The following is a 15,059-nucleotide window of genomic DNA, read 5'->3' as shown; positions in this document are numbered from 1 at the left end:
GACTCAATTGAAAAATAAAGTAATCATTACTGTTGCGACAACTGGTGGCTATACAAGCAAAGCGCATAATCCAAATGTGCCATTAACACCAGTAGAAATTGCAGATGAGGTCTATAAATGCTATCAAGCAGGCGCAGCAATTGCGCATATTCATGTGCGCGATGAAGATGGCAATCCAACCATGGATTTTGCTAAATTCAAAGAAACTGTCGATTTAATTAGAGCAAAATGTGATATTGTGATGAATATTACCACATCAGGTGGTACAGGATTTAATGATGATGAACGTATGAAACCCTTTGCTGAATTGCTACCAGAAATTGCTAGCTATGACTGCGGTACTATGAACTGGCAGCATCAAACTATTTTTGAAAATAATCCAGCCTTTTTGGAAAAACTAGGACATAAAATGCAAGAAGTCAATGTGAAGCCAGAAATTGAAGTTTTTGATCCAGGTATGTTATATACAGCCTTACATTATGTCAAAACGGGTGTCTTAAAAGAGCCATTACACTTCCAATTTGTCTTAGGCGCACCAGGCGGGATTGCAGCAACTGTTGAAAATCTTGTTTATCTAAAAAGCTTATTACCAGAAAATGCAACATGGAGTGCCTTTGGAATTGGAAAAGAAAGTACCCCCATTTTAATGACAACCTTAGCTCTAGGTGGCCATGTTCGTGTTGGAATGGAAGATAATAGCTACTTATTTAGAGGGAAACTAGCAGATTCTAATGTTGATTTTGTAGAGCGTGCCAAAACATTGATTGCAGAGCTTGGCAAAGAAGTTGCGACCCCTAATGAAGCAAGAGCGATTTTAGGATTAACGAAAAAAGTATAGGTTTAAAAGAGTGAATCATTTCCTACTTGATGATTCACTCTTTTGATATGTTGCTAAAGGGAAATTTGAAAAACCTTAAGCTGCACTAAATTTTTAATATTTCATCCAGTCTCAATATTTTTAGAAAATCAAAAAATATTATTAAAATATCTTATTTATTTCTTTTTGAGGCTGAATGATATATTTTTTTGTTTTATCTAATAAATAAAGAAAGAAATGCTATTTATTTGGTAAAAATAAACGATTGACAGCAGCATTTAAGTCTATATAATATAGTTTGCAAGTAACATCTGTTACTTGCATCTAGTAATTCCTATTCTTTTAATATGTATATCTAAACTTTAGAATGTTGCAACAGCAATGTTTTGAAGTTTTTTTTGCCATCTATCAAAAAAATGAAAAAAACAGATGTTTTTTTCACATTTATAAAGGAGGCAAAAATAAAATGAATAAAAAAAGATTAAAAATAAGTGCTATTCTTTTTTTTATGGTTATCACAATATTTTATATTACATCTGATATAAAAAAAGCACCTATATTGGCTAAACAAAATCAAGCAATTGTGTTAAACGAAGGTGAAGATACAGAATTTACAGTACCAAAAGATGCTATGAAAAAAGGCAATGATGTAGAAGGTTCGCTCCTAGCACCTGAGTATCAAAATTACTGGCAAAATGAAGCCTCTCTAAATGGTCTGAAAAAGTTGAATTTAGCTTCTATTAGCACACAAAAGCAAGAAAGGGTTTTTGGCATGAAACGAACAACGAATGGTCACAATGTATTTGTTGTCTCGAGACTTGATAATAATATAGGAAGTTATTCAGGATTTTGGATTAACGTCTTTAACGATGAAGGTGAATTAACAGATACAATTGCACCTATGATTTATAGAAAGGATCAAATGCTTGGGAAAAGTACCAACCCAAATGATGTCTCGTTAAATTTTGATACAGGAAATACAACATACTCTGGAATTTTTGAGGTTTCAGAAAATGATGTTACATTAGTTTATACATCACAAAATGAAATTCCAGCCGGTCAATCTGTGGAGCGATTAAAAGAAGTTAATTTTACAATTGATAATGATGGAAAAATAGTAATGGATAACTATTCAGATGAAAATATAAAAAGGCGTACTCCAAATGATATATTTTACAATATCAATAATATTTTTGCTTCAAGTAAGTTATACAATACAGATGAGTTTGTTAGTTTATCTCAAGCAACTTCTATACCTTCAGAGGGGGATTATAATGGCCCACAGAATAGAAATTATGTGATCAATACCTTTGCAATTGATCCAGAAACTGGGCATTTTAAATGGAGTTTAGATACAAAGGAAGTAGTTTTGAAATTTAATAAAAAAGGTTATAGAGAATTCAGTCCATTTTCTAATGTAGTTAAGTTATTTGGCAAAAATGGTCAGTCATATTACTTAACTTCTTTATACGCAGGTGAAAATTTACAAAAGTCTCATATTTCAGCTTATTTATTCAATGAAGATGGTTCTTATGTAGATGAAGCTATCATGTTTGATATACGATATAAAAATGCGCAATATCAATTGCTTCCCAATTTAACCACAAAATCCAAAGCTTATTACATTGGCTCTGATTTATCAGGAGAACAACCGACTACCCTATTTAGTATTGATGTCTCAGGAGAAAAACCAGTATTTAAAGCAGAAAAGAAATGGTCACCAGGCCTATACATGAACTTCGTTTATTCTCATGAAACTGATGGAAATAAGTTTTATAATTACTTTGCTTATACGAGTAAAGCTGTAGATGAATTTAAAGGATATAACTCGGGTATTTTTTATGGACTTTTAGATGATAATTTTAATATTTTGTCTAAGCAATACGCTAAAATAGAAGATGGAATGGGAATTTCTGTAAACAATTTAATTGCTACAGAAGATAAGTACATTGTTTCAGGGGTTACTAATTCAAAGACATTTTCTAACGAACCTAGCTATGGTTGGCAAGATAAATTACCAGGTAATACTGGAAATGCCTATTTTGGTTCATATTTGAGATCAAATGATTTTTCTCCTTTATTAACTGTTTTGCCTCAAAAAGTGATTAACTTAAGTAATGAAAATGTAGAAGAAAAGTTGTTTGAAGGAGTAACTGTTTTTGATAGCTATGATTTAGATCCAAATGGTGCAAATTTAGATAGGGATTTTTTGAAAAAAAGAGTGAATCGGAATCCGAAGACATTAAAAGATGGAAAATATGCAGCAATAGATTGGAAAAAATTAGGTTATACAGAAAATAAACCAGGGCCAAACAATGTGACTTATTTTATTGCTGATTCAACTGAAAATGTTACATCTAAAAGTGTTAGTATTCATAATATTACCAATCAAACTATCAAACAAGAAGAAGTCTATTTCGATGCTCAAAACTTTAGTGTCCTACTCAAAGATGTTCAAACAGCTATTCCAGATGAAGCTACTTTCAAAGAATTGGCAGAAACGATGAGCTGGAATGAAGTGACTCACGAAATCTATGAGGATGGAAAAAAACAGCAACTTTCAGATAAAGTTACAGTCAATCAACAGCAACTAGCAGATTTACAAAATGCAACAGAAGCTAAACCTTATCCAGTGGATGTGACGATTGAAGTTGTGCCGAATTCCGGTTCAATTGGAGGCCCCGGACAGGTTGAACCTGGGGACGATGATCCTTTAGATCCAGGCGGTTCTGGAACTGGTGGCGGCAGTTGGGTAGGCAGTGGTAGTGAACCAATCAAAGTAACGAACCGCGTTTGGGTTTTCGTTATGACTAAAAATACTGTTGTAGATAAAGATACAGGCATTGTGATTTATGCAGATGATTACCCTTTACCTTTACAATCGGCTAAACATGAAAGCATGGATAATGTTTACAATCATAGTAACGTGGAAGTTTACAGTTACTATGACAATACGCATGAAACAGACACAGTCCTTCCTGCAATTGCAGACAAAAACAAGACGGCAGGATTAACCATCAACAATTTAGAAGTCATCACAGGGGCGCAAAAACCAAGTGTTGTCCAGCCTAAGATTTCTTTTACATGGGATAGGGGCACAACTAGTACTAAACCTGATGTGACACTATATGCAGAAATCCTATTGCATACTAGACAAGTGATATTAAGTCAATCAGCTGAACTACCCATTCCAAGTAAAGGCTATTTAAAGCTAATTTATGGTGCGCCACATGAAGCGAACTTAACCATTACATCCAAGATAGATACAACTGAACCAGCGTATACAACAAGTAAGATTGATTTTGACCAAAGCAACACAGGATATAACATCGACTTTAACTTAATTGTGCCAGAGTATTATCGTTATAAAGGCTATGTTGTGAGTGATAAAGATGTGCCACATCAAGCTTCAGCATTAGTAGAACAAAAATATCAATACAGTCTAAGAGATGACCCATATGAAATCTGGCTCACCCTCTATATTGAGCCCACTCAACCTGATTTACCGAGACCGTACAGTTGGGATTATCAAAATAATAACTATGGTGAATTAAAATAAAAAAACTTATCAAGTGCTTCATAATGTAATGACCCTCAAAAGTAAGATTTTTTGTCTAACTTTTGGGAGTCGACTCATAAGCCTTGATAAGTTTTTTTATAATGTAGGATGGAATGAGTTAAAGTTCACACTTTTTTCAATAATTTGTTATAAATCCTGGTAATTTCTGCATATCCAACGATTTTATTTCCTTCTTGAAAAGATAATTTTTGCCCAATACTTAAAGAATTGGGATAAGATTCAGGGTCGATAAATTTAATGGTTCCCAAAATAGTTGTCCCTAATTCAACCCATTCTTTAGGATAAGTATGTCGACCACAAGTTAAATAATTTTCTTTAACCAAATGGTCAGGCCGATAGCCACTTCGTACAGGCGTTTTACGACCACCTTCAGTTGTGGTAAGAAATCTAATTTTAGCTTCAATATCTTCAGACATAAATGCTCTCCTCTAAAATAATTTTTTAATCACTGACAAATAGATAGTTTTAAATGAGTTTTTGAAATCAAGAAATGCATCATTTGAAATGAGATAAATGGGTGTTTCTGTTGGCTTATTTTCAAAAGCTATCGAGTTGATAAATAACCATAAATTAGGTGATTTTTTTTCTAAATAAATGATTAATTCATCTATATGCTTAAATGTTTTCATTTTTCCTCCTGTATAAATATATTATGTGAGGAGGCTTATTGGTAATGACTATCCATTTTTTACAATAGCAAACTCATTTTATAATCTTCAACTTTTTATTCAAAATAGGCCCTTCAACCACTGGAAAACCACATTTTTGATAAAATATTTTAGCCTCTGCGCGAGTATCAACATGAAGTTTTAAATACCCTTGTTGATGCAAATCTGCTACTAGAAATTTCACCAATTCTTTTCCTAAACCCATTCTTTGAAATGACTGATGAATAACAAATGCTGTTAAGTGAGCAACCCTTGGTTCTTCTTCAAAAAAACTAAGCGTTCCAATTAATTTGTCAGCTTGAAACACGCCATAAAAATCGTTCTCCTTTTCTATATCCAAATCTTCATCATAAATGGATTTATCAATAGGAATTCTGAGCAAATCATTTCTTAAAACTAAAGCATTTTGATAATCCTGTATATCTGTACTTTTATATTTTTGATAATGAAATATTTTCTCACTAGCTTTTATTTGAAAATTACTTTATTTACTAAAACTTTTGTTGTTCTTGAAATAATTCTTTACTTAACTCATAACGCGCAATGGCTTTTTTTCTGGCTTCTTGATGATTGACGATAGGGTTAGGATAGGTTTCTCCTAAAAAAATACCATATTTTTGTTGCTCATTACCAGTCATTTTTTGAGGCTCATGAATAAAGGCAGGTGGTAGCTTTTCTAATTCAGGGACAAATTTACGAATAAACTCTCCCTTAGCGTCAAATTTTTTTGATTGAAGGGATGGATTAAAGATTCTAAAATACGGCACGGCATCTGTTCCCGTTGAAGCAGCCCATTGCCAGCCACCAATATTACTAGCAGGTTCATAATCAATCAACATTTGCTGAAAGTATTTTTCTCCCCAGCGCCAATCAATTAATAAGTCCTTTGTCAAAAATGAAGCAACAATCATTCTCAAGCGGTTATGCATCCAACCTGTTTCATTCAACTGCCTCATGGCTGCATCTACAATGGGATAACCCGTTTTTCCAGCTTTCCAACTGTCAAAATCTATCGGATTATTTTCCCAATGAATAAAAGTAAATGCTTCTTGAATTGGTTGATCTTTTTGTTGAGGATGAGCTGCGTAAATCATGTTGTAAAAATCGCGCCAACATAATTCTTTGATAAATGTTTCTTTTCCTTCGCTAGCAGGCTGTTCTTTTAGACGTTGCCAAATCGTACGAATGGAGATTTCTCCTGTTCTAAGATAAGGAGATAATTGACTAGTTTTATTTTGGATTGGAAAATCTCTAGCAATTTGATAATCAACAAGGTGTTGTGATAGAAAAAGCTCAAGCTGTTGATGCGCTGCTTGATTGCCAACCAAATAGTAGATTTTATTTGGAAGAGCTTGAATCAGCTGAGCAAATTTTTCTTCATCTTCAGGAAATAAAACCTCTTTGATGACGTTGTCTTTTTTTAAGTCAACTTTGATAGGCGCTGCTTTTATTCGCTGGATCCATTGATTGTAATAAGGGGTAAATACCTTATAATCATCGTTTGTTTTCGTTTTGATTTCATCCGCAGCATGAAGCTGATGATCGGCACAAGATACGACCGATATCTGTTTCTCTTTAAAAAAATGGCGCATCATTTGATCACGCTCATGTCCAGAACCACAGTGATTTTGGTTAAAGTAAACTGTATTCCAATTGGGTAAAGCTTTTTTTAGTTGATTAAAACACATCAAAACATCACCATACAGAATCTGTAAATGGAAAGGTTTATTCACTTCTTTTTGAAAGTGGGCAACACTTTGAAAAAAAGCCTGATGATTCAAACTATTTTCTAAAAACTGAGAAGGATTTACTTGAAATAAAAGAATCAGTTCATTGGGATCATCAAAAGCTTTTTTTAAAGCAGTATTGTCTTCTAATCTTAAATCTTGTCGAAACCACATGACGGAGATCATATTGTTCCTCTCCTCTCTTAAATCTCTTTATTTTATGACTAAAAACGCATCATTTTATGTTTAGCTAAATTGTATCATAAACAAGACCTTTGATGCTGCTTTCATGAATCAAGGATAAAAATTAAAACAAACTAGTTAAAACGATTTCATTCATGTTAGAATAAATATAGAGAAGTTTATTACGATATAAAAAGTATGAGATAAAAAAAGGGGCGAATAACATGACATTTCCAAAAGATTTTTTATGGGGCGGCGCAACAGCAGCCAATCAATATGAAGGTGGTTACTTATCAGGAGGCAAAGGTCCAAGTACTTTAGATGCCATTACTGGTGGTAGTCACACAAAACCACGTATGATTACATACAAAACGAAAGACGGTAAAATCGAAACTTGTGGCCGAGGTGATGCCTTACCAGAAGGTGCAGTAGGTTATATTGATCCAGAGACTTACTATCCAAGCCATGTAGCGACTGATTTTTATCATCACTACAAAGAAGATATTGCTTTATTTGCTGAAATGGGCTTTAAATGCTTTAGATTATCGATTGCTTGGTCACGTATTTGTCCAAAAGGTACGAAAGAGGTTAACGAAGAAGGATTATCTTTCTATGATAATGTCTTTGACGAATTACTAAGTCACGGCATTGAACCAATTGTTACCATCAATCATTTTGATATCCCAATGTATTTAGCAGATGAGCTGGACGGTTGGTCTAGTCGCGAAACAATTGATCATTTCCTATTTTTCTGTGAAACTTTATTTACTCGCTATAAAAATAAAGTCAAATATTGGATGACATTTAATGAAATCAACTTCTTAAGAAGTTGGACACAAATTGGGATTCATGATAATAGCAAACAATCAAAATATCAAGCTGCCCATCATTTATTTGTGGCAAGTGGAAAAGCTGTGACTTTAGGGCATCAAATCAATCCAGACTTTAAGATTGGGATGATGGTTGCTTATATTCCTAGCTATCCAATGTCTTGTAAACCAGAAGATGTGATGGAAGCTTTAACCTTTAATCGTGAGCAAGAATTTTATATGGATGTTCAAGTGAAAGGCTATTATCCTAAGCACAAATTAAAAGAATTCGAAAGAGAAGGCATTACGATTAAAAAAGAAGCTGGAGATGATGCAATCATAGCTAGTGGAACTGTTGATTATATTGGTTTTAGTTATTATATGTCGACTGTTTCAGCGTCAGATCCAACTGATGTGAAATATGTGGGTGGCAATCAAATGCCAGCTGTGAAAAATCCATATTTAGAAGAATCTGAATGGGGCTGGGCAGTGGATCCACTTGGTTTGCGTATTGCCTTATGTAAATTAGAAGATCGCTACCATATTCCTTTATTTGTAGTAGAAAATGGCTTTGGTGCTGTTGATAAAGTAGAAGCAGATGGCACAATTCAGGATGATTATCGTATTGATTACTTCAAAAAACATATTGCTGCGATGAAGGATGCTGTTGAATTAGATGGTGTTGATTTAATCGGTTATACACCGTGGGGCTGTATTGATATTGTTTCTGCTGGAACAGGCGAAATGAAGAAACGCTATGGCTTCATTTATGTTGATATGGATGATGAGGGAAATGGGACATTGAAGAGAAGTAAGAAAAAATCCTTTGATTGGTATCAAAAAGTGATTGCTACAAATGGTGAAAATTTAACTGAAATGTAACATAAAAAATTGCTTACACATTAGATTGTGTAGGCAATTTTTTTGTAGCTAGTGAGAAGAAACCATATAGCAATGGTATCTAAAATCATCTACTATCCGATGAAAAATAACAGGTAACTAAATAGATGATTTCTCAAGAAAATGATGATAAACAAAAGTAACTGATTAATTTTGAAAAACGAAAATGTAATAGGTAAATTGAGGCATAACTTGTCAGACCTAAAAACATAACAGAAAATATAGAAAAGTAAACATATAAAGTACTCACAAAACAACCAATAACTGAAAAATTTTTTTTAGCATGAAGGAACGCCTTATTTTAAAAGATAATAAAATTGTTGCATAAAGTTTTGGTTAAATGAAAGCGCAAACGAAAACTAACTTTTCCTTTATTGACAACCGTTTACATTCATGCTTTAATGGTTATTGAATTAAGATTGTTACTGTACTTTTCAGGCTATACTTAATTTAAATCGTATGATTCTGTTAGCTAGCTGGTTTAATCTCACATTGAGGAGATAGAATGTATGGAAGTAAAAAAAGTAATCAATAACAATATCGTTAAATCCCTTGATGACAGCCAGCATGAAGTTCTGGTAATGGGGAAAGGCATTGGCTTTAAGAAAAAAGTAGGAGATCTCATTGATGATACCTTGATTGAAAAAGTCTATACTAGTAATAAGGAAATGAGTACCAATAAGCTGACACAGCTATTAGAAAATGTTCAATTAGAGCATGTACAAGTAGCCAATGAAATTATTAGTTTTGCAAAAGTCTCTTTAGGCAAAAAACTCAATGAAAATATCTACTTAACCTTAACGGATCACATTGATTATGCAATCGAACGACAGCAGCATGGCTTGCCTGTTAGAAACGCATTGCTTTGGGAAATTAAACGATTTTATAATCATGAATATTTAATTGGAAAAGAAGCCTTAAATATGATTTCCAATCGACTTGGCATTACTTTGCCAGAAGATGAAGCCGGTTTCATTGCGTTGCATATTGTCAATGCAGAACTAGACCTATCACAAGTTAGTCAAGTTTCTGAAATGACAAAAGTGATTCAAAAAATTATTAATATTATTAAGTACCACTATAAAACGGATTTAGATGAATACTCTTTAAACTATGAACGTTTTATCACGCACCTTAAGTTTTTTGTTCAGCGCCTTTTTAGTGGCATTGAGCTAGATAAAGACAAGGATGAAGGCTTCCTATTTATGTTAAAAGAAAAGTATCAAGAAGAATACCTTTGTGCGTTAAAAATTCGTGATTATATTGCCAAAGAATTTGGACGTGAATTAAAAGAAGATGAGATGATTTATCTCACCATTCATATTAGAAGAATTACCAACAAATAAGGATTGTTACTGCCGATGAGCAGGCTATACCTAAGAAAACCTCTTTTTAAATGAGAGGCTTCTTAGGTATTTTTTTATGAAAAATGATAAAAATTAGGAGGAATCAATCAATGAATTATCAAGAATTAGCACAAACCATTATTGAAAAAATAGGTGGTCAGCAGAATGTTAGTGGCTTAACACACTGTGCCACAAGACTACGTTTTAACTTAAAAAATGAAGACAAAGCCTTAACCGATGACATCAAAAATACAGCAGGTGTCATGGGTGTTGTTTCAAAAGGGGGTCAATACCAAGTCATTATTGGTAGCGATGTTGGCAGTGTCTATAAAGAAATCGTCAAAGAAATCCCAGCACTAGATGGTGAACAAAGCAGTTCAAATGAGAAAGATGAACGTGGTGTGGGATCAAGAATTATTGATACCATTACAGGAATTTTTACGCCAATCTTGCCAGCGATTACAGCAGCAGGGATGTTAAAGGCGGTTCTTTCACTATTAGTGGTTTTCAATGCGATTGATAAACTAAGTCAAACCTATATTATTATTGACTTTATGGCAGATGCAGCCTTTTATTTCTTGCCAATTCTTTTAGCAGCCTCTTCCGCACAAAAATTCAAAACCAATATGTATTTAGCGATGATGGTTGGCGGAATTTTACTCCATCCAAACTTTACAGGTATGGTTGCTGCAATTAAAGAAGCAGGCGAAGGTGGGATTCATCTCTTTGGGATGCCAATTTCTCCTGTAACCTATGGCTCTTCTGTTATTCCAATCATCTTATCTGTTTGGTTTATGTCTTATGTAGAACCCATTGCAGACAAAGTATCACCTAAAGTCATTAAATTCTTTAGTAAACCATTGATTACGATTGCGATTGTGGGAACTGTTTCATTAGTTGTAATTGGACCTTTTGGTTACTTGATTAGTGATGCGATTTCAAACGGAATTAAAGCGCTAGAAAACTTCAGTCCTTGGTTAGTCCCAACTTTAATTGGTGGCCTAACACCATTATTTGTTGCAACAGGTACTCACTATGGTCTTGTGCCAATTGGGATTAACAACCGTATCACAAATGGTTATGATACTGTGATTTATCCAGGAATGTTAGCATCAAATGTTGGTCAAGGTGCAGCAGCAATGGCTGTTGGTTTCAAGAGTAAAAATTCTTCTATTAAACAAATGGCCTCTTCAGCAGGTTTGACAGGTTTATTTGGGATTACTGAGCCAGCTTTATATGGGGTTAACTTGAAATATAAAACGCCTTTATATGCAGCTATGATTGGTGGCGGACTTGGTGGTCTATTCATGGGGCTAACAAAAGTAAAAAACTTTACAGGTGGTTCACCAGGCTTAATTACATTACCAAGCTATATTGGGGATGATACCTTACAACATTTATACTTTGCCTGTATTGGTGCAGCAATTAGTATTGTGATTTCATTTGCCCTTTCTTATATGCTTTATAAAGATCCAGTTACAGAAGAAGAACAAGCAACAACCAAAGATGAAGCAACAACACCAACAACATCCGCTATTAGTGGCGAAATCGTAGAGGTTACTGCTCCTATTAAAGGAGAAATTGTGGCTCTTTCAGCTGTTGAGGATGGCATGTTTTCAGAAGAAATTTTAGGCAAAGGCTTTGCTGTAAAACCAGTTGAAGGAAAAGTTTATGCACCAGTAGCAGGAACCATTACAGCTGTTTTTGATTCAAAGCATGCCATTGGTTTAACCAGTGAATCAGGTGTTGAGCTGTTGATTCATATTGGTATTGATACGGTTCAATTAAATGGTGAAGGCTATGAATACCTTGTGGGAAAAGGACAAAAAGTCCAAGCTGGGGATTTATTAATTCAATTTGACTTAGAAAAAATTGCAGAAAAAGGCTATCCAACCATTACACCAGTTGTTGTGACAAATTCAGCAGATTTTGGAGATATTATTACCTTAACCAAAACCCTTGCTGAGCCAGGTGAGCAAGTGATGAAAGTGATTCGTTAATGATATAACCTTAGTGATGTAGATTATAGTAATTAAACAATCTCTTAATTGGTATCAAAAAAGTGATTGTCATAAATAAAGAAAATTAACCAAATCATTAAAAATAGTTAAAAAAAAGTTGTAAAGGGCACATGACCTTTTACAACTTTTTTTGATAAATATTAACAACTAAAAGTATCCTTCTTTTGAACCATTTCTAAGCCCAAGTAATTAATGATTTCAAATACAGGGATTAATTTTTTTCCTTCTGCTGTTAATGAGTATTCAACATGAGGAGGACTCACATCAAATTGTTCACGATGAATCAATTGATAGGCAAGCAGCTCATTGAGTGAACGATTAAGTGTAGTATTTGTTATACCAACCAATGCTCTTTTTAAAGCATTGTATCTTAAATTAGAATGTTGGGCTAAATGCCATAAGATATCAATTCGCCATTTTCCACCAATTACAGATAATGCTTTTTTAACACCACAAATATTTTTTTCCATAAATCCTCCTTTTACAAACACAAAAATGTGCGTACTTGTATTTTTATTTTCATTGTAATAAGTTAAATATATCACTTAGCTAGGTGTACATAAATAGAAAGAGGGAAAATAAATGCTTGAAATAAAAGAATTTTTAACAAACCGACAATCAATTCGGAGTTTTGATGAAAGCTTTGAAATAACAAACAACGAAATCATACAAATTTTAGATGAAGCAGCTACAGCTCCTTCTAGTAATAATCTGCAACCATGGAAAGTTGTTGCGGTTAAAAATAAAAAAATACAGAAAAAAATCTCGGAATTTGCATTTGGTCAAACGGCCGTTAAAGAAGCCTCTGTCGTTTTTATCTTATTTGCAGATATGACAAAATATGATGATATTGCAGAAGTGATGAAAAGGATGGTTAATCACGGTTTTATAGATTCTGAAACAGCTGCAAAGCAATGCAAAATAGTTGAAGATTTCTTCCAATTACATCCTAAAGATAAAAAAGCATTTGGAGCAGCACTAGATACTGGATTGTTTGCGATGAATTTAATTCATATTATTAGAACGCATGGTTATGGAACAGTACCAATGAGAGGTGCATTATTTACAGACATACAAGAGTATCTAAAACTACCGTCTCATTGGTTACCTATCATGCTTTTGCCAATAGGTAAAGCACGGCTTGATGGGTATCAGTCAATTCGATATGCAGCAACTGAATTTTCAAAAATTATTGAATAATATAAAGGGAGAACTAGCACTTGAATGATCTATTTAACCTTTAGTTTTTATGATAGTGTGGTAATCTAGCATTGCATAAAATCAGGATTCAAAATTGAATTTTATGCAATGTTCTTTATAGTTGCTTTTCCTTTTTTGTTAATAAATGCAGAAAATATATTTTATGATTTACGTTATTACGTAGGGTGTGTTACGATTTAATTAGCTCGAAATAAGTGAAGAAAGGAAGGGCACAATCATGGAAAATGACCTATTAACACTAAATGGTGTAACCAAGCGGATTGAGAATCGCATTCTCTTTCGAAATGTCCAATTAACTGTCCAAAAAAATCAAGCCATTGCCATTACAGGACATAATGGTTGTGGAAAAAGTACGCTCTTAAATATTATGGCTGGATTTTCCGCTATTCAAAGTGGTACCATCAAACGACATCAGGATTTAAAAATCAATTTTGTCCCAGAATCATTTCCAAGACTCGCCGTTTCAGCAAGGAAATATGTGCAATCAGTTGGCCTAATAGAAGGCATTCCAGCAGCTGAATTAGAAGTGAAGAGTCAAGCTTTATTTAAGCAATTTTTCTTAGAGGAAATGGTGGATACCCCCTTAAAGCATTTATCAAAAGGTACCTTACAAAAAATTGCAGTGATTCAAGCTCTATTAACAGTGCCTGATATTTTATTACTAGATGAGCCTTTATCAGGTCAAGATAGTGATTCTCAAAAGGTTTTTATTCAATTGATGAATGAATATGTTGCTGGGGGTGGTGCAATTGTGATGTCTTGTCATGAAAAATATTTGATTCATCAAGTAGCCACTGTAGCATACGAAATGACAGATAAAAGCCTCCAAGAAAAAGCAATTGAACCAATTCATTCAGTCTTACAACGCCTGCATTTCAGTCATCAACAATTAGATCAGCCGCTTCCAGCAATAGTTAGTGAGGCTAGTGAAAAAGTCGAGCAAAAAGAGCATGAAACGGTATTAATTGTGACCAGTGATAAAAGTCATGCACTGCTACAAGAAATGCTACAAGCAGGCTTTGAATTAAGGAGGATGACCGATGAAATCTTTTAAAAATTTATTATCCTACCAAGCCGTTACTTATTTTAAAACCAATAAGATAATCATGCCTACCTTATTTTGGGTAGTTTATCTCTACTTTTCTTATTCAACCAAGCCACTAGAGGTTGTTCCTAACTTAGTTGTCACAGCAACCGTTTTATTTTTAGTGATGATTTGGGTTGAAATGACCTATGATGATTCAGTCGATCCAACATCCGAAAAACTCCTTTTACTGAAAGTGAAACAAACACGTACATATTATTGCAGTAAATTTGCTTTTATCTTTTTCATTGGGCTTGTTTTAACCTTACTGGCATTATCAATTCCAATTATTGGTAGCTTCATAGATGGTGGCGATTTATTTAAAAGAGCATTCACGCTATCAGATCTAGTAGGAGGCTTATTGATTCATTTATGTATGGTATTATTAGGACTATCCGTAGCTAGAATTTTTCAGCCAAGAATTGTCAAAGACAGAAAATTAGCTTTTGTATCTTTAACCATTATTGCCATTTGTGCACTCGTTAAAGGGAACATCTTAGCTGAATTTCCATTGCTGAAATTTGTTCTTTGGATTCTGCCACCTGTTCATGAATTGACAGCTTTACTGATGGATACATCTTATTTTTCAGTTCTATCACTAGGAAAAGCTATTTTACTAACAGGAATTTATACAGGAATTGTAAGTCTATTAACAAATTATTTATTGAAGAAAAAGAAGTTTTAATGGGGGAAAGGGGCTGGA

At 33.7% G+C, this 15,059-nt stretch carries 13 protein-coding genes; 8 read left to right on the top strand and 5 right to left on the bottom strand.

What is annotated here, in order from left to right:
- Positions 1-7 precede the first annotated feature (7 nt).
- Complete coding sequence (locus BMW29_RS03130) at positions 8-838, top strand: beta-keto acid cleavage family enzyme (RefSeq protein ID WP_218139631.1); 831 nt, start codon at positions 8-10, stop codon at positions 836-838.
- Positions 839-1,283: 445 nt separating this feature from the next.
- Positions 1,284-4,376, top strand: coding sequence for a hypothetical protein (locus BMW29_RS03125; protein ID WP_092650206.1), 3,093 nt, complete (start codon positions 1,284-1,286; stop codon positions 4,374-4,376).
- Between the two features lie 125 nt (positions 4,377-4,501).
- Here the strand turns inward: BMW29_RS03125 and BMW29_RS03120 are convergent, their stop codons facing one another.
- From BMW29_RS03120 to BMW29_RS03105, 4 genes are all read right to left on the bottom strand, one after another.
- Positions 4,502-4,813 (bottom strand): hypothetical protein, encoded by a 312-nt coding sequence (locus BMW29_RS03120; protein WP_092650204.1) that lies wholly within the window; start codon positions 4,811-4,813, stop codon positions 4,502-4,504.
- Positions 4,814-4,825: 12 nt separating this feature from the next.
- Complete coding sequence (locus BMW29_RS03115) at positions 4,826-5,026, bottom strand: hypothetical protein (RefSeq protein WP_092650202.1); 201 nt, start codon at positions 5,024-5,026, stop codon at positions 4,826-4,828.
- Between the two features lie 73 nt (positions 5,027-5,099).
- Positions 5,100-5,405: a GNAT family N-acetyltransferase gene (locus tag BMW29_RS03110; RefSeq protein WP_177165659.1), complete on the bottom strand. Its 306-nt coding sequence runs from the start codon at positions 5,403-5,405 to the stop codon at positions 5,100-5,102.
- A 151-nt stretch (positions 5,406-5,556) separates the two neighbouring features.
- Positions 5,557-6,978, bottom strand: a complete 1,422-nt coding sequence (locus tag BMW29_RS03105; protein ID WP_092650198.1) for a cryptochrome/photolyase family protein — start codon at positions 6,976-6,978, stop codon at positions 5,557-5,559.
- Positions 6,979-7,199: 221 nt separating this feature from the next.
- On the opposite strand from BMW29_RS03105, the gene BMW29_RS03100 reads away from it, so the two are divergent.
- The 3 genes from BMW29_RS03100 (at position 7,200) to BMW29_RS03090 (ending at position 12,030) form a co-directional block, all read left to right on the top strand.
- Positions 7,200-8,666 (top strand): glycoside hydrolase family 1 protein, encoded by a 1,467-nt coding sequence (locus tag BMW29_RS03100; RefSeq protein ID WP_092650196.1) that lies wholly within the window; start codon positions 7,200-7,202, stop codon positions 8,664-8,666.
- A gap of 527 nt (positions 8,667-9,193) precedes the next feature.
- Positions 9,194-10,030 (top strand): BglG family transcription antiterminator LicT, encoded by an 837-nt coding sequence (gene licT / locus BMW29_RS03095; protein WP_092650194.1) that lies wholly within the window; start codon positions 9,194-9,196, stop codon positions 10,028-10,030.
- Positions 10,031-10,140: 110 nt separating this feature from the next.
- Positions 10,141-12,030: a beta-glucoside-specific PTS transporter subunit IIABC gene (locus BMW29_RS03090; protein WP_092650192.1), complete on the top strand. Its 1,890-nt coding sequence runs from the start codon at positions 10,141-10,143 to the stop codon at positions 12,028-12,030.
- Between the two features lie 161 nt (positions 12,031-12,191).
- Here the strand turns inward: BMW29_RS03090 and BMW29_RS03085 are convergent, their stop codons facing one another.
- Positions 12,192-12,521, bottom strand: coding sequence for a winged helix-turn-helix transcriptional regulator (locus BMW29_RS03085; RefSeq protein WP_092650190.1), 330 nt, complete (start codon positions 12,519-12,521; stop codon positions 12,192-12,194).
- Between the two features lie 112 nt (positions 12,522-12,633).
- On the opposite strand from BMW29_RS03085, the gene BMW29_RS03080 reads away from it, so the two are divergent.
- From BMW29_RS03080 to BMW29_RS03070, 3 genes are all read left to right on the top strand, one after another.
- The gene (locus BMW29_RS03080; RefSeq protein ID WP_092650188.1) at positions 12,634-13,251 is read left to right on the top strand and encodes a nitroreductase family protein; all 618 of its coding nucleotides are present in this window, start codon (positions 12,634-12,636) and stop codon (positions 13,249-13,251) included.
- A gap of 238 nt (positions 13,252-13,489) precedes the next feature.
- Positions 13,490-14,326 carry an ABC transporter ATP-binding protein gene (locus BMW29_RS03075; protein ID WP_092650186.1) on the top strand — a complete coding sequence of 279 codons (837 nt, stop codon included), beginning with the start codon at positions 13,490-13,492 and terminating at the stop codon, positions 14,324-14,326.
- Entirely contained in the window at positions 14,313-15,041 is a 729-nt protein-coding gene (locus tag BMW29_RS03070) for a hypothetical protein (protein ID WP_092650184.1), read from the top strand. The genes BMW29_RS03075 and BMW29_RS03070 overlap by 14 nt, the downstream gene beginning before the upstream one ends.
- Positions 15,042-15,059 lie beyond the last annotated feature (18 nt).

This window comes from Isobaculum melis (genome assembly GCF_900111355.1).
In the GTDB taxonomy this organism is placed as follows: Bacteria; Bacillota; Bacilli; order Lactobacillales; family Carnobacteriaceae; genus Isobaculum; species Isobaculum melis.
The sequence above is the reverse complement of the archived record's forward strand: the minus strand, read 5'-3'. Positions and strand labels throughout refer to the sequence as shown.